At 36.2% G+C, this 22,401-nt stretch carries 20 protein-coding genes and 1 tRNA gene; 14 read left to right on the forward strand and 7 right to left on the reverse strand.

What is annotated here, in order from left to right; translation table 11 throughout:
* Positions 1-109: 109 nt before the first annotated feature.
* From murQ to aas, 3 genes are read right to left on the reverse strand one after another with little or no spacing between them, the layout of a single operon-like run.
* Positions 110-1,021 carry an N-acetylmuramic acid 6-phosphate etherase gene (murQ, locus tag J3U18_RS03335; protein WP_267342925.1) on the reverse strand — a complete coding sequence of 304 codons (912 nt, stop codon included), beginning with the start codon at positions 1,019-1,021 and terminating at the stop codon, positions 110-112.
* Positions 1,008-2,195 carry a lysophospholipid transporter LplT gene (lplT, locus tag J3U18_RS03340; RefSeq protein ID WP_065563718.1) on the reverse strand — a complete coding sequence of 396 codons (1,188 nt, stop codon included), beginning with the start codon at positions 2,193-2,195 and terminating at the stop codon, positions 1,008-1,010. Before lplT ends, murQ begins: the two co-directional genes overlap by 14 nt.
* 15 nt (positions 2,196-2,210) lie before the next feature.
* Positions 2,211-4,358, reverse strand: a complete 2,148-nt coding sequence (aas, locus tag J3U18_RS03345; protein WP_267332419.1) for a bifunctional acyl-ACP--phospholipid O-acyltransferase/long-chain-fatty-acid--ACP ligase — start codon at positions 4,356-4,358, stop codon at positions 2,211-2,213.
* Between the two features lie 183 nt (positions 4,359-4,541).
* Here aas and J3U18_RS03350 point away from each other — a divergent pair, with 183 nt between their 5' ends.
* Positions 4,542-5,516 carry a hypothetical protein gene (locus J3U18_RS03350; RefSeq protein WP_267352918.1) on the forward strand — a complete coding sequence of 325 codons (975 nt, stop codon included), beginning with the start codon at positions 4,542-4,544 and terminating at the stop codon, positions 5,514-5,516.
* 59 nt (positions 5,517-5,575) lie between these two features.
* Here J3U18_RS03350 and gpsA read toward each other — a convergent pair whose 3' ends face one another.
* From gpsA to J3U18_RS03365, 3 genes are read right to left on the reverse strand one after another with little or no spacing between them, the layout of a single operon-like run.
* Positions 5,576-6,595: an NAD(P)H-dependent glycerol-3-phosphate dehydrogenase gene (gene gpsA / locus J3U18_RS03355; protein ID WP_065563715.1), complete on the reverse strand. Its 1,020-nt coding sequence runs from the start codon at positions 6,593-6,595 to the stop codon at positions 5,576-5,578.
* 25 nt (positions 6,596-6,620) lie between these two features.
* A complete protein-coding gene (secB, locus tag J3U18_RS03360; RefSeq protein WP_065563714.1) occupies positions 6,621-7,091 on the reverse strand; it encodes a protein-export chaperone SecB in 471 nt (156 codons plus the stop codon).
* A 25-nt stretch (positions 7,092-7,116) separates the two neighbouring features.
* The gene (locus tag J3U18_RS03365; protein WP_065563713.1) at positions 7,117-7,557 is read right to left on the reverse strand and encodes a rhodanese-like domain-containing protein; all 441 of its coding nucleotides are present in this window, start codon (positions 7,555-7,557) and stop codon (positions 7,117-7,119) included.
* Positions 7,558-7,687: 130 nt separating this feature from the next.
* Here J3U18_RS03365 and J3U18_RS03370 point away from each other — a divergent pair, with 130 nt between their 5' ends.
* The 12 genes from J3U18_RS03370 to fruA all read left to right on the forward strand — a co-directional run bounded on the left by J3U18_RS03370 (position 7,688) and on the right by fruA (position 21,535).
* Complete coding sequence (locus J3U18_RS03370) at positions 7,688-8,191, forward strand: DUF4952 domain-containing protein (protein ID WP_267352919.1); 504 nt, start codon at positions 7,688-7,690, stop codon at positions 8,189-8,191.
* A gap of 269 nt (positions 8,192-8,460) precedes the next feature.
* Positions 8,461-9,870 (forward strand): glutamate--ammonia ligase, encoded by a 1,410-nt coding sequence (gene glnA, locus J3U18_RS03375; RefSeq protein ID WP_065563711.1) that lies wholly within the window; start codon positions 8,461-8,463, stop codon positions 9,868-9,870.
* Between the two features lie 74 nt (positions 9,871-9,944).
* Positions 9,945-10,994, forward strand: a complete 1,050-nt coding sequence (gene glnL / locus J3U18_RS03380; protein WP_267352920.1) for a nitrogen regulation protein NR(II) — start codon at positions 9,945-9,947, stop codon at positions 10,992-10,994.
* 11 nt (positions 10,995-11,005) lie between these two features.
* On the forward strand, positions 11,006-12,439 hold the full coding sequence (gene glnG, locus J3U18_RS03385; RefSeq protein ID WP_267332422.1) for a nitrogen regulation protein NR(I): 1,434 nt from the start codon (positions 11,006-11,008) through the stop codon (positions 12,437-12,439).
* Between the two features lie 200 nt (positions 12,440-12,639).
* Positions 12,640-13,596: a siderophore ABC transporter substrate-binding protein gene (locus J3U18_RS03390; RefSeq protein ID WP_267338792.1), complete on the forward strand. Its 957-nt coding sequence runs from the start codon at positions 12,640-12,642 to the stop codon at positions 13,594-13,596.
* 8 nt (positions 13,597-13,604) lie between these two features.
* A complete protein-coding gene (locus J3U18_RS03395) occupies positions 13,605-14,564 on the forward strand; it encodes an ABC transporter permease (protein WP_267352921.1) in 960 nt (319 codons plus the stop codon).
* Positions 14,554-15,525, forward strand: a complete 972-nt coding sequence (locus J3U18_RS03400) for an iron chelate uptake ABC transporter family permease subunit (protein WP_267352922.1) — start codon at positions 14,554-14,556, stop codon at positions 15,523-15,525. Before J3U18_RS03395 ends, J3U18_RS03400 begins: the two co-directional genes overlap by 11 nt.
* On the forward strand, positions 15,522-16,277 hold the full coding sequence (locus tag J3U18_RS03405; protein ID WP_267352923.1) for an ABC transporter ATP-binding protein: 756 nt from the start codon (positions 15,522-15,524) through the stop codon (positions 16,275-16,277). The genes J3U18_RS03400 and J3U18_RS03405 overlap by 4 nt, the downstream gene beginning before the upstream one ends.
* 145 nt (positions 16,278-16,422) lie before the next feature.
* The gene (cra, locus tag J3U18_RS03410) at positions 16,423-17,460 is read left to right on the forward strand and encodes a catabolite repressor/activator (protein ID WP_267352924.1); all 1,038 of its coding nucleotides are present in this window, start codon (positions 16,423-16,425) and stop codon (positions 17,458-17,460) included.
* A gap of 189 nt (positions 17,461-17,649) precedes the next feature.
* Positions 17,650-18,846, forward strand: a complete 1,197-nt coding sequence (fruB, locus tag J3U18_RS03415; RefSeq protein ID WP_267352925.1) for a fused PTS fructose transporter subunit IIA/HPr protein — start codon at positions 17,650-17,652, stop codon at positions 18,844-18,846.
* A 2-nt stretch (positions 18,847-18,848) separates the two neighbouring features.
* Positions 18,849-19,784 (forward strand): 1-phosphofructokinase, encoded by a 936-nt coding sequence (gene fruK, locus J3U18_RS03420; protein ID WP_267352926.1) that lies wholly within the window; start codon positions 18,849-18,851, stop codon positions 19,782-19,784.
* Between the two features lie 8 nt (positions 19,785-19,792).
* Positions 19,793-21,535: a PTS fructose transporter subunit IIBC gene (gene fruA / locus J3U18_RS03425; RefSeq protein ID WP_267352927.1), complete on the forward strand. Its 1,743-nt coding sequence runs from the start codon at positions 19,793-19,795 to the stop codon at positions 21,533-21,535.
* 51 nt (positions 21,536-21,586) lie between these two features.
* Here fruA and J3U18_RS03430 read toward each other — a convergent pair whose 3' ends face one another.
* Positions 21,587-22,159 carry a TIGR00730 family Rossman fold protein gene (locus J3U18_RS03430; RefSeq protein WP_065563700.1) on the reverse strand — a complete coding sequence of 191 codons (573 nt, stop codon included), beginning with the start codon at positions 22,157-22,159 and terminating at the stop codon, positions 21,587-21,589.
* 142 nt (positions 22,160-22,301) lie between these two features.
* On the opposite strand from J3U18_RS03430, the gene J3U18_RS03435 reads away from it, so the two are divergent.
* Positions 22,302-22,377 (forward strand) — tRNA-Asn (locus J3U18_RS03435).
* Positions 22,378-22,401 lie beyond the last annotated feature (24 nt).

Below are 22,401 nucleotides of genomic sequence, written 5' to 3' on the forward strand. Positions count from 1 at the left end.
ATATGATTTATAAATTCGATCTTCATCAAGGTTTGATAAAATATATTGCTAAATTTTAGAATAATCTTTCTTTATCAGAATAGTAACATTTGTGTAATGCTAAGAAAGATTATTTATTGCTTTGTTCTAATGCTTTACGGATAAAACCGTTATTTTGTTGTAATGCTGTTTTTGCTTGCTGAGCTGTTAAACCTGCAAGAATCATTAAAATAGCTGTTTTACAATTTTTGTTACATTGACTTAGCGTGGAGATAGCCGTCTCTCGACTACAATCGGTCGCTTGCATGACAATTGATATTTGACGTTCTACGAGTTTAGCATTAGTGGCCTCAACATCAACCATTAAATTACCGTAAACCTTACCAATTTTAATCATGCTGGCTGTGGTTAACATATTAAGTACTAATTTTTGTGCTGTACCGGCTTTCATTCTTGATGAACCGCTAACTACTTCTGCGCCAACAATTGGGGTAATGGCAATATTGGCCAAGTTAATCATCGGTGCATTGGGGTTGCAACATAAGCTAATTACTGTTGAACCCAGTGATTGAGCATATTGCATACCGCCGATAACATAAGGTGTGCGGCCACTTGCTGCGATACCTACTAAAATATCTTTTTTGCTAAAATTGATATTTTTTAGATCATTAACTGCTAGCTCGGGTGAATCTTCTGCATTTTCAACCGCTTTAAATATGGCAGGGTGCCCGCCAGCAATTAATCCAACGACTTGTTCTGGAGGCGTTCCGTAAGTAGGTGGGCACTCGCTCGCATCTAAAATACCTAATCGTCCAGAAGTGCCGGCACCAAGGTAAATTAAACGGCCATGATTTAAGAAAGCATCGCTAATTGCATCTACCGCATTGGCTATATTAGCTAATTGTTTTTCGACAGCGATTGCCACTTTTTTATCTTCATTATTGATAATTTGAAGTATTTCAAGGGTGGATGCGCAGTCGATGTTCTCGCTCGCACTATTGCGATTTTCGGTGATCATTGCTGATAAATTAATGTTTGACATGTGATTTTAAACCTAACCATACAAACCCGATAAGAATGGCAAATAGCATACCAAAACCTACACCGATAGTAATAACAGATAATCCACAAGCAATAGCTAACGTATAAGCACTGAGCATAATCATCATTGCACTATATTCGCTTAAGTTTTGTATTGAAATTACACTACCAGCACCAATAAGCTCTTTCCCCATTTTTTGAATTAATGCATTTAGTGGGACTAAAAAATAACCACCTAAAGCACCAATAATCACTAATAGAATATAAGAACTCGTCATATTGCTTTGCAAGGTAAATGCAATGACGGCAAACCCCATTAATATTCCTGCTGGAATACACCGTAATGTATTGGATATTGAAACCATAGCACTAGCAAGGCCAGCACCAACAACAATACCTATTGCCACAACGGCATTTAGATTTGTTGGGGTTGAGTTGTCAGTAATACCTAACACAATTGGCACCCAGCTAATTAATAAAAAGCGCAAGGTAATACCCGCTCCCCAAAATAGGCTAGTGCCGAGTAAAGTATAAAGTGCTTGTTTATTATTGAAAATAATTTTAAAGGTTTTAGCAAAATCCTTTATCATACTCATAAACTTCCACTCAATGTCTTTTCGAGCGACAGGAAGTTTAGGAATAAAAATATTTGCTATAACAGCTAGGCCATACATTATTACACAAGTAAGTAATGCAAATGTGATGTTTAAGTCAGCAATATGGCCTCCAGCAAGTGAGCCTAGTAAAATAGCTGCAATTGTTGATGCTTCAATTAAACCATTTGCTTTCACTAAATTATCGCCTGAGGTTAGCTCACCTAAAATACCATATTTTGCTGGTGAATAACCGGCTGCTCCCACACCAACTAGAAAATAACCTAAAAATGGATTGATATTTAGGCAAATAACAGCAGCACCTAATAATTTAATACCATTTGAGATCATCATCGCTCTGCCTTTAGACATGCTGTCAGCAAATTGACCAACAAATGGCGAAAGAAGGATGAAAGGGATGACAAAACCGATTTGTAATGCCGATTGGCTCCACTCTGGATAATTGAGTTGTTTAATAAAAGCTAATATTGCAAAGAAAATAGCATTATCAGCAAAGGCTGAAAAAAACTGGGCTAGCATGGTTGCAGCCATGCCAACAGTTAATAAAGGCTGTTTATTCATAGTGAATCCTTGCTATTATTCATTTTCATCAGCCATTTTGCGTAGCGTAATAAAATCGATTTTGCCAGTACCAAGCAATGGTAATTCTTTAACCACACGAATATCTCTAGGAATGGCTAATGCAGGAATACCTAAATCTTGTGCTGCCTGATTAAGCTGTTCTCGAGTTAATGTAGTTGAAGTAGTAAATAGCACAAGCGCTTCACCTTTAGCTGCGTCAGCTTTTACTGTAGCGCCATGCATGGCATCAGGATCGACTTTTCTAGCTAGCGCTTCAACACTTTCCAGTGAAACCATTTCGCCAGCAATTTTAGCAAAGCGTTTCAGTCGTCCTTTAATTGTCAAAAACTCATCTTTATCAATATCTACGATATCGCCAGTATCATACCAGCCTTTTTCTGCATTACCATTTTCATCAACGGCAACAGGCTCTTCAAGTACACCGGGTTTTTCAACTCGTAAATACCCTTTCATTACGTTAGGTCCTTTAAGCTGTAATTCCCCGCCATTGGTAATCCCTGGGATAGGTATTAATCTTGATTGCATACCTGGCAATAGCCGACCAACAGTTCCTGCTTTAAATGCCATTGGCACATTAAGGGCAACAACTGGTGCACATTCGGTTACGCCATAACCTTCTAAGATTCGAATGCCATATTTATCTTTCCATTGTTCACGCACCGCATCGGAAAGTTTTTCAGCACCGGCAACCACATAACGTAATCGCATAAAATCATAAGGATGAGCGTAGCGAGCATAATTGGCTAAAAATGTTGGTGTGCCAAATAACACGGTACAGTTTTGGTCATAAATGATTTCTGGCACCATACGATAATGTAGTGGGTTTGGATATAAGAAGGTACGACTTCCAGAAAACAACGGTAAGAATAAACCAGCAGTAATACCAAAAGCATGGAATAATGGCAATGCGGACATAAAACGGTCAGCCGGTGTCGGATCGATAACGGTACGAATCTGTTCAACATTTGCCAATAAACTACCATGGCTGTGCACTACACCTTTAGGATTGCCTTCTGAGCCTGATGTAAATAACACTAAAGCTTCATCATCACTTGATTGTTGTCGTTTCACTAAACGTGGAATGTATTGATGAAGTGCAACATAAAGTTTATCAACAAAAGTCAAACTACTACGCAAGTCCTCAAGGAAATACCAATTTACGTCCTTAATTTCTTCTAATAGATAATCAAGCTTACCTTTTTGAATAAATTTGCGTGAAGTAATGATCGTTTTTATTTCAGCCGCAGTAATTGCACAGGTTAACCCTTTAGTTCCTGCTGTATAATTAAGCATGGCTGGAATACGATTTTTGACTGATAGACCAAAAATAGTTGCAACAGTAATCGTTGCATTAGGGAGCAATAAACCAACTCTTTCTTTTTGTTTGGTAATCTTAGAAATAATGCAACTAACACCGATAATTTGCTTAAGCAAGTTTCGATAAGAGGCTTCGTGAGTGGTAGGATCTTGAACCATTCGCGATTTTACCCCATAACGAACTTGGGCTTCGAGCAACGCTTCAAAAAGTGTCAATTTTGGTCGGCTTGCCATTCTGGCATTCATCATAATTTGATGTAATTTTTCACCAGCAATATATCGTCGTTCACTTGCTTTTGGTGCATCAGGCATTGGGATTGATGTTGGTTCCAATACATGAATTGTAATTTTAGGAAATAGATGACGTTTAAATAAGCCTTTTAAACGGCTAGTTAACGTAAATTCTGCACCTTCAATCCAGACAGGTACAATCGTTGCTTGAGAACGAGCAGCAACAAATGCTGCACCGTCATAAATCTTCATTAATGAGCCGGTTATGGTAATTCGACCTTCCGGGAAAATAACAATTGGTCGTCCTTTTTCAATTTCACGAACTAACCTTTTAATCGCCATTGGACTTAATGGATCCATTGGCACAAAATCAACGTAACGTTTGGCTAAACGGACTAGCCAATGATCAATGTAGCCTGCGTAGATAGCAAATACTGGTTTAACTGGTAAAAATACGCCGATTAAAATGCCGTCTAGGAAGGAAACATGATTAGGTGTGATAAGTAATCTGTCTTGTTTTAAATTATTGAGATTCCCTTGAATCTTTACATGAAATAAAATTTTTAGAAAAAACTTTAATATTTTAAATAACATCTGATTTCTCAATTTCCGTACAAAATTGTACTTTGTAATAATAATGAAAATAAATTAAATATACAAGAAAGCGAAAATTATCTATTTATATTGATATTAAACAAGAGTATTTAATTTTTTGTTGGTAAGATTAAATAATGGATAATAAATAATATGAAAATAAATATTAAATAAGGAATCGAAATGTTAATTTTAACTGCCCAAGATATTCAACAATTCTATACTATGAAAGATGCCGTTGCAGCGGATAAACAAGCACTGAAAATCTATACTCAAGGTAATAGTGAAGTTCCATTACGCATCAACTTTGACATGCAAAAAGGGCAATGTTTGATTATGCCTGCTCATATAAAAGAAAATGATGTGGTTGGCTTGAAAATTGTCTCGGTTTTTCCTGATAACCCGAAACTTGGTAAGCCATCTGTTCCCGCGCAAGTGTTTATGATCGATCCGTTAACAGGCGAAGTTTGTGCGATGTTAGATGGCACATTTGTGACCCAATTACGCACAGGCGCGGTACAAGGTGCAGCTACCGATTTATTAGCCAGAAAAGATGCTAAACGTGCTGTATTAATTGGTACTGGTGGACAAGCTGCTTCACAGTTAGAAGCGATGTTAACCGTCCGTCAATTGACTGATGTGGCGATCTTTGGGCTTGATGTCAATAAAGGCAAGCAATTTACTGAAGAGATGAAGAAACGATTCGCTCATTTCTCCGCTAACCTCTATTTTTCGAACAATTTGGATGAAGATATTCGCCAAGCAGATATCATTACCTCTGTCACTACATCAAAAGTTGTGACATTCAATGGCGATTTGGTTAAACCAGGAACACATATCAATGGAGTAGGTGCTTACACGCCAGAAATGCACGAAATACCAAGTAATATTGTTAAAAATGCTGATATTCGCGTACTTGATACCAAAGATGGTGTATTTGCTGAGGCGGGTGATATTATCGATCCAATCAATCAACATTTAGTTACAAAACAAGATTTTTATGAATTAGGTGATTTAGTTATTGATTCACAAAAATGTCGCCAAAACGATCAGCAAATCACGTTATTTAAAAGTGTGGGAACGGCAGTATTAGATGTCTATGTTGGTTATGATATTTACCAGAAAGCCAAGGAAAAGGGCCTAGGAATGAGTGTTTAAAACGCCTCCCAAAAACCACGACATATCAAAAAAAGTTGAGGAGCGGGGTTTTTAAAGATCTAAGACTCGCTTTTTAATTCTTGTTTTTGTGAGCGACCCAATAATGACATGGCTGCAAGTTTTGGATCTTTATGTTCGTAAAGCACTTTATAGATTTGTTCTGTGATAGGCATATCAACATGATATTTTTGAGCTAATGCCCAAACTTCTTTAGTATTTCGGCAACCCTCAACCACTTGAGCAATAATATCTTGTGCTTCTTGAATGGATTTGTTTTGACCTAGTAAAATACCAAATCGACGATTTCGGGACTGATTATCTGTACAAGTAAGTACTAAATCGCCTAAACCAGCCATCCCCATAAACGTGGCAGGATCGGCACCAAGAGCTTCGCCTAATCGCATCATTTCGGCAAGTCCGCGGGTTATTAAAGCTGTTCTCGCATTTGCACCAAAACCCAGCCCATCGGATAAACCAGCACCAATTGCAATAACATTTTTTACCGCGCCACCAAGTTGAACGCCAATAAAGTCTTTACTGCTATAAACACGGAATGATTTACTACAGTGAAATAAATTTTGGAGTTCAGTTAGAAATTGATCATCGGTTGAGGCAACGGTTACTGCTGTTGGTAAGCCTGATGCAACTTCTTTAGCGAAAGTAGGACCTGAAATAACCGCTAATGGGATTTTATCACCCAATACTTCTCTGGCAACATCTTGTAATAGTCGACCGGTATCGACTTCAAGTCCTTTGGTTGCCCAAACAATTTTGCTATCTTTTCTTAAAAATGGTTTGATTTGTTTAAGAATGCTACCAAATGCGTGGCTTGGAACAACAATTAATAAAATTGCTGAAGCTGAAACGGCAGTTTTAAGATCCGCTTCAACTTGAAGTTGGTCAGGAAAAGAAATATCCGGTAAAAATTGTCTATTTTGTCTATCATGTTGCAAAATAGCCATCTTATCTGGGTTATGTCCCCATAATAAGGTTGAGTGACCATTTCGTGCCAGTAATATTGCCAGCGAGGTTCCATAAGAACCTGCGCCAATCACTGTCACTGCTGCATTTTTATTCATAAACATAGACTTTATTAACTAGTAATTACTGTAAAGTTTCAGTCGATTCGGTTTTAGCTTCTTGCTGTTGCAAATAGCTAATGAATAAAGCTTCAAAATTTACAGGTTCTAAATTAAGTTGTGGGAAAGTTCCTTTATTTACTAAGCTTGAAATAACTTCACGCGCATAAGGGAATAAAATATTAGGACAATAAGCACCTACACAATGTTGAATTTGAGCATCGTCAAATCCGATAAGCGAGAAAATACCTGACTGAGTCACTTCACAAATATATACAACTTCTTCTTGTTGTTTTACTGTTACTGTGACACGTAAAGAAACTTCATGCACACCTTCACTCAACGCTTGTGATGATGAATTTAGTTCTAAATTCATTTCTGGTTGCCATTGTTTTGTGAAAATTTCTGGAACGTTGTTTGTTTCAAATGAAACATCTTTGGTATAAATGCGTTGAATAGCAAATTGTGTTTCAGGTGTATTGTTTTGTTCTGTCATGATAAAACCTTATTTTAATATTATATTATTTTCTAACTAATGGTAAGTTTTCGCCGTTCCATCCAGCAATACCATCTTTTAATGTAAATACATGCAAAAAGCCCTGTTTGACTAATACTTCACCAATGCTTGCTGATGTTAAACCATTATCATCAACCACGATGATAATATCTTCTTTAAATTTTTCAATGGTTTTTGCGCTAGCATTTTTAATGTCAACGGGTAAAATGTTGTGAGATTCAGTAATATGCCCTTTTTTGAAACTATCTGCAGAGCGAATATCGACAATAACTGCGTTTTGTTTGTTGATCATACTAATTGCTTGCGCGTTATTAATTATTTTCACTTTTGATAATTTACTTTTCACGGTCATTACAATGATTGCAACAAATAACACAATCCAACCTAATGAAAGTAAAAGGTGATTTTGGATAAAAGGTATAATTTCGATTGTAACAAAGTCCATACTTTTATGATTACCTAGTATTATTAAAAATAGGTTAAGATTATAACGATATTGTCTACTGAAATATAGACCTAAAGGGAGAAATCTTATTTTAAGCTAATAAGATTTAAAAGTTTTAAGGATTGAAACTATGTTATTTAAAAGATTTATTTTGTTGCCATTCATTTTCGTTACTTTAATTTCGTCAGCATTAGCAGAATCAAATAATCTTAATACTGACGAAATACTAAGCCTAGAGGAACTAAAGGAAGATAGTCAATCTAGTTCATTAGGGTTTGATCCGAATCTAACTTGTCGAGACTTTTTCCATGAAATTGATCCAAATGCCCCTGATTTTTTTCAATATGAAAAGTGTAGGACAACCGACTATGGGCAAACATGGCCTATTGAGGTTATTTATAAAGTTGAAGGTAAATATGCTAAGCAAGCTCATGAATATTTAATTAAGACTATGGGAATGGGCGATTTGAAATTCGTATGTTGTTATTGGGAACAACTAAAACCAGTAGCAATTGTCAATCCAAAAGATAATGTATTATATGAGGCTACATTTATTTCAGAAGAAACTCTAAAAAAGGATTGGGATAAAACAACCTTTTATTTAGTAATAACAGGTTATCGAAAAGAATCGTAGATCATTCGAAAGAGTTAGCAAATTCACTTTTCATTAATGGCACCAAAATGTAACGCAAGTAGCAGTATGTTACATTTTGGTGCATTATTTTGGTGCTATGTGCATTATTTTGGTGCATTAATGTTAATTTTTGCTATTATCTAACCAATAAAAACCGTTTAAAAATCGTGGTTAAAAAATTGGCATCAAATTTGCATATAATTTAATAAATAGGCAAATATGCCTTTGAACTGAACATTTATTTTATATGTCCTCAATGGAGAAGCTACATGTCTACACAAAAAGTTTTTACACTAATAAAAGAAAACGATGTTAAATTTGTTGATTTACGTTTTACTGATACTAAAGGTAAAGAACAACACGTTACCATTCCTGTTAGTCAAATTGACGCAGATTTTTTTGAAGATGGTAAGATGTTTGATGGCTCTTCAATTGCAGGTTGGAAGGGGATTAACGAATCAGATATGGTGTTAATGCCAGATGCATCAAGTGCCGTGATTGACCCATTTTTTGAAGATGTGACATTGAATATTCGTTGTGACGTTTTAGAACCAGCAACATTACAAGGCTATGATCGTGACCCGCGCTCAATTGCTAAACGCGCTGAAGAGTTTTTAAAATCATCAGGCATTGCTGATACTGTTATTTTTGGACCAGAACCAGAGTTCTTCCTATTTGATGATGTGCGTTTTGGAACGCCGATGTCAGGTAGTTTTGTTCATATCGATGATATCGAAGCTGCTTGGAACTCAGGTACTAAATACGAAGAAGGTAACAAAGGTCACCGCCCAGGTGTAAAAGGTGGTTACTTCCCGCTTCCTCCTGTTGATTCTTCACAAGATATTCGTTCTGAAATGTGTTTAATTATGGAGCAACTAGGTTTAGTTGTTGAAGCTCATCACCATGAAGTTGCAACTGCTGGTCAAAATGAAATTGCTTGCCGTTTCAATACATTAACTAAAAAAGCTGACGAAGTGCAAATCTATAAATATGTAGTACAAAATGTTGCACATGCTTATGGTAAAACCGCGACATTTATGCCAAAACCAATGTTTGGTGATAACGGTTCTGGTATGCACTGCCATCAATCACTTGCTAAAGATGGTGTGAACCTTTTTGCTGGTGATAAATATGCTGGCCTTTCTGAAATGGCTTTATTCTATATCGGTGGTATTATCAAACACGCTAAAGCAATTAATGCTTTTGCTAATCCAGCAACAAACTCTTATAAACGTTTAGTACCGGGTTATGAAGCACCCGTTATGCTTGCATATTCTGCTCGTAACCGTTCTGCATCAATTCGTATCCCTGTTGTTACTAGTCCTAAGGCTCGTCGTATCGAAGTTCGTTTCCCAGATCCAGCTGGTAACCCATACTTATCATTTGCTGCACAGTTAATGGCTGGTTTAGATGGTATTATCAATAAGATTCATCCGGGCGATGCGATGGATAAAAACTTATATGACTTACCACCAGAAGAGTCTAAATTAATTCCACAAGTTGCAGGTTCACTTGAAGAAGCGTTAAATGCTTTAGATGCGGATCGTGAATTCTTAACCCGTGGTAATGTGTTTACTAATGACACTATCGATGCTTATATCGATTTAAAACGCCAAGATGTTGATCGTGTACGCATGACTCCGCATCCGGTTGAATTTGAATTGTATTACAGCCTATAAGTCATTATTTTATTATTTGAAGTTTTAACCACCGCTGTTTGGCGGTGGTATCTAATGAGAACGGAGTGCCTACGATGACATTTGATAATGAATCTGATGCGAATCTTGTTCTCGACTCTATGATAACCAATATTTTATTACTTGATAAAAAGCTCAATATTCTTTATGCCAATACTGCGGCACAACAATTACTAGCCCAAAGTTCAAAAAAAATATTAGAAAGTTGTCTTCCTGATTTGTTAGGGTATTTTTCGTTAAACCTTGATTTAATGCAAAATGCCTTAGATCAAAACCAAGGTTTTACCGATAGTGAAGTAAATTTAGTGATAAATAATGAACTACATATTTTATCATTGACGGCACAACTGCTTGCTAATGGCCATATTTTAATAGAAATGGCACCACTTAATAGCCATAAAAAACTAAGCCAAGAACAATTACAACAAGCTCAACAAAGTGCAGCACGTGAGCTAGTCCGCGGACTTGCCCATGAAATTAAAAACCCATTAGGTGGGCTTAGAGGTGCAGCGCAACTATTATCACGTGAACTGCCTAAAAATGAGTTGCAAGACTATACACAAATTATTATTGAACAAGCAGATAGATTAAGGAATCTTGTTGATAGGTTATTAGGCCCACAACAACGTTTACAACAAAAACAGCAGAATATTCACCAAGCTATTGAGCGAATTTATGCGCTTTTAAGTTTAGAAAAGCCGTCAAACGTAACGATTATACGTGATTATGATCCTAGTCTGCCTGAATTAGTGCATGACTCTGAACAGATTGAACAGGTAGTTTTAAATATCATTCGTAATGCGATACAAGCGATTGGTTCGAAAACAGGCTCTATCACAATAAGAACGCGAACGGCATTTCAGGTTACTTTGCATGGCCTGCGTTACCGACTTTGTGCTCGCATCGATATTGAAGATAATGGACCTGGCGTTCCAGTGCATATTCAAGATACGTTGTTTTATCCTATGGTAAGTGGTTATGAAGGTGGTAATGGTATCGGTTTGTCGATTGCTCATAATATTATCGATCAGCACCATGGAAAAATTGAGTTTAATAGTTGGCCAGGCCACACAGAGTTTTCTATCTATCTGCCCATCAAACAATGAGGTTAATTGAAATGAATGTTTGGATTGTTGATGATGATAGTTCGATTAGATGGGTGTTAGAAAAAGCACTTACTAATGCTCATTTTAATTGCATCAGTTTTTCAAGTGGTCAAGAAGTGATTGATGCTTTAGTGAATCACCCACAAAAACCAGCCGTTATATTATCTGACATAAAAATGCCTGGGATTGATGGCTTATCTTTACTTAATTATATTAAAGAGCAAATGCCCAATTTGCCTGTGATTATTATGACGGCGCATTCCGATCTTGATGCTGCTGTTAATGCTTACCAAAAAGGTGCTTATGATTATATTCCTAAGCCTTTTGATGTTGATGAAGTTATTCAACTGGTGGAACGAGCTATTTTACAAACTCAAAGCAATAAACCGAGCAGTCCTTCTAGCAGTAAAGCTTCTACTGGTATTATCGGTGAAGCTCCATCAATGCAGGAAGTGTTTCGTATTATTGGGCGACTTTCAAAATCATCTATTAGTGTGCTGATTAACGGCGAATCAGGAACGGGTAAGGAGTTAGTTGCTAAAGCATTGCACACCCATAGTCCACGTTCGCAGTCACCTTTTATTGCACTGAATATGGCTGCCATTCCAAAAGATTTAATTGAATCTGAATTGTTTGGTCATGAAAAAGGCGCATTCACTGGTGCAGCCCAAATAAGGCATGGTCGTTTTGAGCAAGCCAACGGTGGTACGCTATTTTTAGATGAAATTGGCGATATGCCGTTAGATGTGCAGACGCGATTATTAAGAGTGCTTGCCGATGGTCAATTTTATCGAATCGGTGGTTATTCACCGGTTAAAGTTGATGTTCGTATTATTGCCGCAACCCATCAAGATCTTCAAGCGAGAGTAAGAGAAGGTAAGTTTAGAGAAGATTTATTCCATCGCTTAAATGTTATTCGTATTTTATTACCGCCATTACGAGATAGAGCACAAGATATTCCAAAACTGGCTGAACATTTTTTACGTACTACTGCCAAAGAGTTAGGCGTCGAAAGTAAAGTGCTGAGTCCTGAAGCACTTAATTTATTATGTATGTTTAATTGGCCGGGCAATGTTAGGCAATTGGAAAATGTTTGTCGTTGGGTGACTGTAATGTCGTCAAATAATGAAATTTTTGTTCAAGATTTACCTCCAGAACTTTTACAGTTATCGGTGCCTGCTACATCTGTTAATTATGACGTTAATACCCATCCACAGCCGTTAACAGATTGGAAAACGATGCTCGAACAGTGGGCTAAGCAAGCATTATTAGCTGGCCAAACAGGGATATTGACACAAACCGTTAGTGAAGTTGAACGAATTTTATTGAAATGCGCACTTAATTTTACTCGTGGTCACAAACAAGATGCTGCCAACCTTTTAGGTTGGGGACGAAATACGTTAACCAGAAAGCTTAAAGAATTATCCGAAGATTCCAATTATTAATTGACGTAGAATTGATCAGTAATCAGCCTTTAATTTAATATTATTGGCTGATGTTTTTATAAGCTTATTAATTATTGATTTTTTTGTTTATCAAAGTTCATTGAACACTTATTTATTTTTAGTTACAATTCAGTCTAAATGATAATCATTCTATTTATCATTTACGCGCTTTTGAACTAAGCTAATAATTAGGAGTTACAATGTTTTCATCTATCAAATTTAAATTTTTAGTATTACTAACCGCTTTATTTGCTTTGGTTGGTTGTGATGATAAAAAAGAAGCACCTGCCGCTAATAAAACATCAATTGTTGTTGAACATGCTCAAGGTAAAACAGAGGTTCCTGAAAATCCGAAAAAAGTAGTCGTATTTAATACTGCAACACTTGATATTATTGATGCATTAAATATTCCCGTTACAGCAGTTCCTCAATCTGATGTGCATTTTCCCGAGTTCTTATCTAAATATGCTGATAAAACTTATACCAATGTCGGCACATTATTTGAACCAAATTATGAAGTATTAAGTTCATTACAACCTGATGTGATTATTGCAGGTGGTCGGGCCAATGATGTATATAAAAAATTAAGTGATATTGCGCCGACAATTTCGCTTGATATTGATCCTAATAATTTTGTGGCTAGTTTGACGCAGCGTACTGAGCAGTTAGGTAATATTTTTGGTAAACAAGCAGAAGCTAAAAAACTAATTGCTGATTTTAATCAAAAAATTGATAGCTTAAAATCAAAAACTAGCACTGCTGGAACGGCTTTAGTGATTATGGTTAATGGCGGCAAAATGTCTGCATATGGCCCTAAATCACGTTTTGGTTTTATTTTTGATGTATTAGGTTTTAAACCTGCAACAACATTCCAAGAAGCAGGACGTCATGGTAATGCAGTAACTTCTGAATTTGTATTAAGTGTTAATCCACAATGGATATTTGTGCTTGATAGAGATAACGCAATTGGTAATAAAGAAGCACAATCTGCACAACAGGTTTTAAATAACGAATTAATTCAAAAAACCGATGCATGGCAACAAAACCATATTGTTTATTTAGATTCTACTTCTATGTATATCTCTGGTGGTATTCAAACTTATAGTCGTTTGATGGATCAAATAAGTGATGTTTTACAAAAATCATCAGCAAATTAATATAAATAATGTCTAAAACGGTTTACTTTATTGCAGGCATTGTTTTTTTATTCGCAATGGCTGCATTAAGCCTTTTTATTGGTGCTGGGCATGTTACGTTAGCTGATTTATGGTCTGACAGTAATATGCGACAAATCTTTTTTGTTAGTCGAGTACCTAGAACAGTGGCATTATTATTAGCTGGCAGCGCGATGAGTGTTGCTGGTTTAATTATGCAACTCCTTACCCAAAATCGTTTTGTGGAACCGTCGTTAGTAGGTACAACTCAGTCGGCTAGTCTTGGTTTATTAGTGATGATGGTGCTTGTGCCTGGTGCAAGTGTGATGATGAAAATGGTGGTTGCCAGCTTATTTGCTATGGCGGGCACTATGTTATTTATGTTCATTTCTCGCAAGATTATTTATAAATCTACCCTGATGGTGCCTCTTATTGGGATTATGCTTGGTGCGGTAATTAGTGCCATTTGTACTTTTTTTGCGATGTATTTTGACCTATTACAATCACTTGGTGGTTGGGAGTCAGGAGACTTTTCCGGAATCTTGCAAGGTCGTTATGAGTTATTATGGTTAGTTGGAGGTATTACTCTACTCGCTTGTTGGAGTGCAGATCGGTTCACTGTTGCCGGTTTAGGTAGAGACTTTTCGGTTAATGTTGGGCTTAATTATAATCGAGTCATGTTAATTGGTCTTGTTGTGATTGCTTTGATAGGTGGAATAGTCGTTGTGGTGGTTGGTGTATTGCCATTTTTAGGACTGATTGTTCCCAATATTGTCAGTTTATTATTTGGTGATAATGTTCGAAAAACGATTCCTTGGATCTGTTTATTAGGCAGTGGGCTTGTTTTGCTATGTGATATTATTGGACGCGTTATCCGTTATCCATTTGAAATACCAGCCAGTGTCATTCTTGGTGTAGTAGGGGCTATTATTTTTTTAGTATTGTTGAGTAAAAAACGTCATGCTAGTTAATCAAAAACGCCATATTTCTAGCCGAAAAACAGTATGGTTATTACTTGGTTTTGCCGTGCTTTGTGTTGTTTTTTTCATGACATTTAATTTAAAAGGCAACATCAGCTACATTTTGACACACCGGACTTGGATTGTATTAACAATGATTTTAGTCGCCTTTTCGGCGGCAACGTCAACATTACTATTCCAAACTGTTACGAACAATCGAATTTTAACACCTTCAATAATGGGGTTTGAATCACTGTTTGTGTTGATTCAAACAGTGGTAATATTTTTTATTGATGTCCAAGGTATCCCTTATATTGGTATTGTCGGTAAATTTATCTTTGAGTCATTACTATTAATTTTATTTTCTCTATTTTTGTATCGAGGATTATTTAACAAACTTAAACAAAATCTTCATTTAGTTTTATTAATTGGGATTATTCTAGGAACGCTGTTCCGTAGCTTTTCCAATTTATTACAACGTCTCATGACGCCGACTGAATTTGCTGTATTACAAAGTCGAATTTTTGCAACTTTTACTCGAGCTGAACCCGTACTAATTGTCTTTTCATTAGTTATTTCCTGCATAATTGGTCTATTTTTATGGCGAATGCGTTTTCGGTTTGATGTACTAGCATTAGGTCGTGATAATGCGATTAATCTTGGTATCGATTATCAAAAAAGTGTCATCATTATTTTATTATTAGTTTCGGTATTAGTTTCAATATCGACCGCATTAGTTGGCCCATTTACGTTTTTAGGCTTACTTATTGCAAATTTAGCTTACAGTATTAGTGGTTCCAGCCAACATCGCTTTTTATTGCCAACCGCATTTTTATTAGGAATTATTTTCCTTGTTGGTGGGCAAATGTTTTTAGAGCATGTTTTAAACATGGTTGGTGCATTATCTATTGTAATTGAGTTTATTGGTGGTTCGCTGTTTATCTTCTTATTATTGAAAAAGGTTCCAATGTGATAGAAATTGATAATATTAGTAAAAAATATCAAACCATATCTGTATTAAAAAATGTGAATGCGACCATATCACAAGTTGGAGTGACAGCCATCATCGGTCCTAATGGTGCAGGTAAATCGACATTATTATCAATTATTAGCCGTCTATTACTGGCTGATGAAGGACAAGTAAAAATACAAAGTATGGACGTGGTTAATACGCCAAGTGATAAACTTGCCACCTACTTATCGGTATTGAGGCAAGAAAACCGTTTTACTAGCAGATTAACTGTTTTTGAATTAGTAGGATTTGGACGTTATCCTTATTCAAAAGGGCGATTAAATAAAGATGACTTAGCACATATTCATCGATCACTGGAATTCTTAAATTTAACTGAATATAAAGATCGGTTTTTAGATGAACTTTCTGGCGGGCAACGACAACGTGCTTATGTTGCTATGGTGCTTTGTCAAGATACTGAGTATGTTTTGCTTGATGAACCGCTAAACAATCTTGATATGAAACACGCAGTTTCGATGATGAAACAGTTACGCCGAGCGGCCGATGAGCTCGGTAAAACGATTGTTATTGTTATCCATGATATCAATTTTGCCTCAGTTTATTCTGATTATATTTTAGCCATGAAAGGTGGCCAACTTGTCTATCAAGGTAGTCCAAAAGAAATTATGAATTCAACTATTTTAGAAGATATATTTGATACGCCAGTAAAAATAGAAACTATCCATAACCAAAACATTGCTATTTATTATTAATAAAAGATTTTTTAACTAAAAGGGTTTAGATTCACACTAAATCCTTTTTTTCTTATAATTCGTTAAGTTTAAATGATAAGTTTTGTTTACATTTAATTTGTGTTCAGTTTAAATAACTGATGAATTTTTTTATTGAGATATATTCATGAAATTAGAACAAATTGCACTGTTAGCTGGCGTTTCAAGAACGACAGCCAGCTATGTAATAAATGGTAAAGCTAAACACTATCGAGTTAGTGATAAAACCATTGCTAAAGTGATGGCAGTAGTGAAAGAATATAATTACCAACCCAATGCTGTAGCAGCAGGTCTAAGAGCGGGGAAAACACGTACTATTGGTATCATCATTCCAGACTTTGAAAATATAAGTTATACCCGAATTGCAAGTTACTTAGAGCAGTTGTTAAGAAAAGAAAGCTATCAATTATTGCTTTCTTGTTCTGAAGATAATCCGGAAATTGAAAAAGAGTGTGTAAAACATTTAAAACAACGCCGTGTAGATGCTTTAGTCATTTCTTCATCGTTTGTTAATGATTCTGATTATGCGTTTTACAACGGTTGGCAAAATAGTGATACTCCTTTGTTTGCATTAGACAGAACACTCTCAACATCTGAATTTAGGAATGTTGTTGGATCTGACAAAGAAGATTCTAAAATGCTAGCTCAAGCTTTTAATCAATTTGTTGATGGAACAGTCGCTTATATTGGTGCATTACCTAATTTGTCTGTTAGCCAGCTACGAATGGAAGGTTTTAAGGAAGTTGCTCTAAATCATAGCAATAAAGTTGATTTTTTGTGTGCAAATAATTATAGTCGTCGCGATGCAGAGGTTACTTTTAGTCAATGGTTGGCAAATAATGATTTACCAAACGGCATTTTTTCCACTTCTTTTTCTTTATTACAAGGCACCATTGATGCAATTCTGAAAAAGTTTGGTCGTTTACCGGATAATCTAACAATTGCCACCTTTGGTGATAATGAATTACTCGATTTTTTACCGTGTAAATTGATTGCGTTATCTCAAGATCATAAATCAGTATCAAAAGTAACCATTGAATTATTATTAAATAGTTTGCATAAAAAGAACTATCAACCAGGAACAACAATCATACCGCGACGTTTAATTTATCGAGGTAGCCTGAGTCGAGAAAAATTGCTAAAAAGTCAAATTAAATCGTCATAGAGCTAAAAAGATTTACTCAAAAAGCTGATCTAGATCACATTTTAGGAATTAATAGATATAATTTATTTGATAATTAGGACGTTTATATTCATTATCGCTGAAACGATTCAATCATGATTCAATAACGATTATGGGATTGCTGAGTTGTTTTTAGTACATCCAATATTATAACCCAGAGGTATTTATTATATGTTTCATTTAGTTAAAGAAGATATCCATTTAAATGAACAAGTAGCCAACAAAAGTGAGGCAATTAAGAAGATTGCAGCCGCATTAACTAGCGCTGGTTATGTTGAAGAAGGCTACGTTGATGGTATGCTTGAACGTGAAAGTCAAGCTGCAACTTATTTAGGTATTGGTATTGCTATACCTCATGGCACACCTAAAACTCGCCACTTAGTTAAAAAGACAGGGGTTCAAGTTTTTTGTTTTCCTCAAGGCGTTGAGTGGGGTGATGATGGCGAAAAAGCTTATCTAGCTATTGGTATCGCTGCGAGTTCTGATGAGCATTTAGAATTACTTCGTCAATTAACTCATGTCCTTGGTGCTGATGGGGTTGAAGAGCGAATCAAAAAAATCCAAACTGCCGATGAAGCTTTAGCTATTTTAACTGGCAAAGAAAGTGTAGAAGATAGTCAATTTGTAATTGATGAATCCTCATTATTATTGGATATACAAGCTGATAGCTTAACTACATTACAAGCTTTAAATGCTTCACGTTTAAAACAACACGATGCGGTTAATGTCAGCTTTATTACGAACGTGCTTGATAATAAACCAAGTTATTTAGGTAATGGGGTATGGTTAAGTGACAGCCGCGAAGGCAATTTAAAAAATGCGATTGCTATTAGCCGTACGGTGAATGATCTTAATCAAGATGGCAAACCTGTTAAGCTTCTTATTACTATTTCAGCTGTTGATGATTCAGTTACAGCTATCGTGAATAACATTGCATCATTAGCTTATAACCAAAAATTAGCATTATTAATTTCTGCAAAAAGTGATGATTTTAATAATCTACTCCTATCAGGGGATCATTCTGTATCATCTGAAACATCAGAAAATGTAACACCTAATGATTCATCAAACAGTCTTGCTAATGGTGAAGAATTAAGCCGAGTATTTGTTATTCCAAATGAAAATGGCTTACACACTCGTCCATCATCAGTTCTTGTCAAATTAGTTAAAGAGTTCAATAGCAAAGTGACGGTAGCTAATCTAGACGGTAAAAACGAGCCAGTTAGTGCAACTAGTTTAATGAAAATTGTTGCGCTAGGTGCGAAAAAAGGTAGCCGTTTACAATTTACTGCTGTTGGTAATGATGCAGAACAAGTATTAGATGCAATCGGTAAAGCAATTGAAAGTGGTTTAGGAGAGGGTGCTTAATCATGACTTATCGTGTTGCAACGATCACTTTAAATCCTGCTTATGATCTATTAGGTTTTTGTCCAAAAGTTGAGCTTGGTGATGTTAACTTAGTTCAAACTAACGCTTTGCTTGCTGCGGGTAAAGGTATCAATGTTGCCAAAGTATTATCTGATCTTGGTATTAAATTAACCGTGGGTGGATTTTTAGGTAAAGAGAATCGTGATGGTTTTAATTTACTTTTTAAATCTCTGAATGTTGATGATAAATTCCAGACTGTTGATGGTCGTACCCGAATTAACGTTAAACTCACTGAAGAAAATAGTGAAGTCACTGACCTAAATTTTTCAGGTTTCACGATTAACGATCAAGATTGGCAAACTTTCGTTTCCAATTCTTTAGAATGGTTAAAAGAGATAGATATGGTTGCCATTAGTGGTAGTTTACCTGCTGGAGTATCACTGGAAAAATTCACAGAATGGATGAAACAAGTTAAAGCAATTTGTCCTAAAGTGGTATTTGATAGTAGCCGTGATGCTTTAGTAGCAGGTCTTAAGGCCAACCCTTGGTTAATTAAACCAAATGATAAAGAACTGGAAATGTGGGTAGGCAGAAAACTATCTACATTATTAGAAATTAAAACAGCAGCCATGGAACTTATCGATGGTGGGGTAGAAAACGTAGTAATTTCACTTGGCAGCAAAGGTGCTTTGTGGGTAACTAAACATGAAGCATGGTTAGCCAAACCACCTAAATGTAAAGTGGTTAGCACTGTTGGTGCTGGTGATTCAATGGTCGGTGGGTTAATGTATGGTTTATTAAATAATAAATCAATCAAAGACACCCTAGTATTTGCATCAAGTGTTGCCGCTTTATCTGTTGAACAAGCTGGTGTTGGTGTGTCAGACCGTCAAGCGGTTACCAACATGTCGGAAAAAATTGAAATAATCGCTGGATAGGAGTATTCATGAATATATACATTGTTGAAGGTAGCAATTCAGGCCCAGTTAATGGGCGATTAGCTAAAGCGGAATTAGCGTTAGCTGCTAATTCTTTAAATTTTAAAATTGTTGATAATGCAACATCAGCCGATACTATCATTGCGGTTGGTAGCGGTAATATTAGTGACAAATCAGTTATTGGCAAAAAAGTTTATGTTGTTAATGATATAAATGATGTTTTTGCTGATCCTAAAAAAATCTTAAATGATGCACAAAGTAAAGCAACTGTTTATGAACAATCTACTGGTGATACTAGTACTTCTGTGATAAACAGTGGGCAAAAACGTATTGTTGCGGTAACTGCTTGTCCAACAGGTGTTGCTCATACATTTATGGCAGCTGAAGCGATTGAAGAAGAAGCGAAAAAACGTGGTTGGTGGTGTAAAGTAGAAACTCGTGGTTCTGTTGGTGTTGGAAATGAATTAACACCAGAAGAGATCGCTTCTGCTGATGTAGTTATAGCTGCATGTGATATTGATGTTGATTTAAGCAAATTTGCTGGTAAAAAACTATATCGTACCAAAACTGGCCCAGCTCTTAAAAAGACCGCTCAGGAATTAGATAAAGCATTTGAAGAAGCAACAATTTATCAGCCGTCTGGTTCTACTTCTGTTGCAACATCAAGCAATGAAAAGAAAGGCTTTTATCAACATCTACTAACAGGTGTGTCTTACATGTTGCCAATGGTGGTTGCAGGTGGTTTGATCATTGCGCTTTCTTTTGCTTTTGGTCAGTTTCAAGAAGTATTAAAAACAGTTACTGTACTTGAAAATGGCGTAGAAGTTGTTAAACAAACTCTTGTAAATGAGCTTGTTGGTGAACCTCATTTAGCTCAAATTGGTGGTTTAGCCTTCTCGTTAATGGTTCCATTGCTTGCTGGTTATATTGCTTACTCAATTGCTGATAGACCAGGGCTTGCTCCTGGCCTAGTTGGTGGTTTACTTGCAGTTTCAACTGGTGCAGGATTCTTAGGTGGTATTATCATTGGTTATTTTGCTGGTTATGTCGCATTAGCTATTACAAAATACTTACCATTACCAAAAAGTATGGAAGCATTGAAACCAATATTAATTGTGCCTTTACTTGCAACTTTAATTACTGGTCTTGTTATGCAATTTGTTGTTGGTACGCCAATCGCATGGTTAATGAAAATTATTACTGTATGGCTAAATACCATGAATGGTGCTAATGCTGTTATGTTAGGTGCATTATTAGGCGGTATGATGTGTACTGATATGGGTGGACCAATTAATAAAGTTGCTTATGCTTTTGGTACTGGTATGATTTCTTCACAAGTTTATGCACCTATGGCTGCAGTTATGGCGGGGGGAATGGTTCCTCCATTAGCGATGGGATTAGCTACTTTAATCGCTCGTAAAAAATTTGCTAAAGCAGAACAAGAGAGTGGTAAAGCGTCTTTAGTTTTAGGCTTATGCTTTATCTCTGAAGGGGCAATTCCTTTTGCAGCGCGTGATCCGTTACGTGTTATCCCTTGTTGTATTGTTGGTGGTGCAATCACTGGTGGTATGGCATTGGCATTTGGTTCAACGTTAATGACGCCACATGGTGGTTTATTTGCATTAGCAATCCCTGGCGTAGTTAAACCTGTTGGTGGATATATATTATCAATCGTTGCAGGCTCTGTAATTGCAGGTGTTGCTTACGCATTGATTAAGAAACCTGAATCACAAACAGCAGCTATCGCATAATAATTATGCAACTAAAAACGCCATCAGTTGATGGCGTTTTTTTATATTAAATTATTTTTTTACCCAGCGTTGTAAGTTTTTTGGTATAAAGTTGTCCATTTTTTCTAACATTGAATCAGCAGTATCTGAGATAATTAATGTTTGATAAAAACTTTCTCGAATAAAACTTTCTTGTACTGCGTGCTTTAAGAAGTTCAATAAAGGTTGCCAAAATTGGCTATTAAATAGTGCGACGGGTTTTTCATGATAACCAATTTGCATCCCTGTCCAAACTTCAAAAAGCTCTTCTAACGTGCCCGTTCCCCCTGGCATTGCAATAAATCCATCGGCAAGCTCAGTTAGTCTTGCTTTACGTTGATGCATATTTTCAACAACTTCTAATCGAGTAATACCAAGGTGTGCAGTTTCGGCTTTGACTAATTTTTCTGGAATGATGCCAATAACCTCACCACCATGATCTAAAACGGAATTAGCAATTATGCCCATTAATCCTTTATTGCCTCCGCCATAGATTAATCGTCTATTTTGATTGGCAATAACCTTGCCTAATTGCATAGCCGCTGTACGATACTCTGGACGATTCCCTTCACTAGCACCACAAAAAACACAAATATTCTTTTTCATAAATTTTACTCTACTTGTTAATCTGTACTATTTTAGCATAGTATTCACGCTATTTGCTTACAAGCTGAGCAGTTAAACTTAATTAGTGTTTTATAGATTGACATAATCGTCATAGATAGTTAATATTCTGTCCGTCAAGTGTTCCTCCATAGTTCAGTCGGTAGAACGGCGGACTGTTAATCCGTATGTCACTGGTTCAAGTCCAGTTGGAGGAGCCAACTTTTAACTTTATCTCATATCTA

The organism is Gilliamella sp. B3482 (assembly GCF_026536805.1).
GTDB classification, from domain to species: domain Bacteria; phylum Pseudomonadota; class Gammaproteobacteria; order Enterobacterales; family Orbaceae; genus Gilliamella; species Gilliamella apicola_E.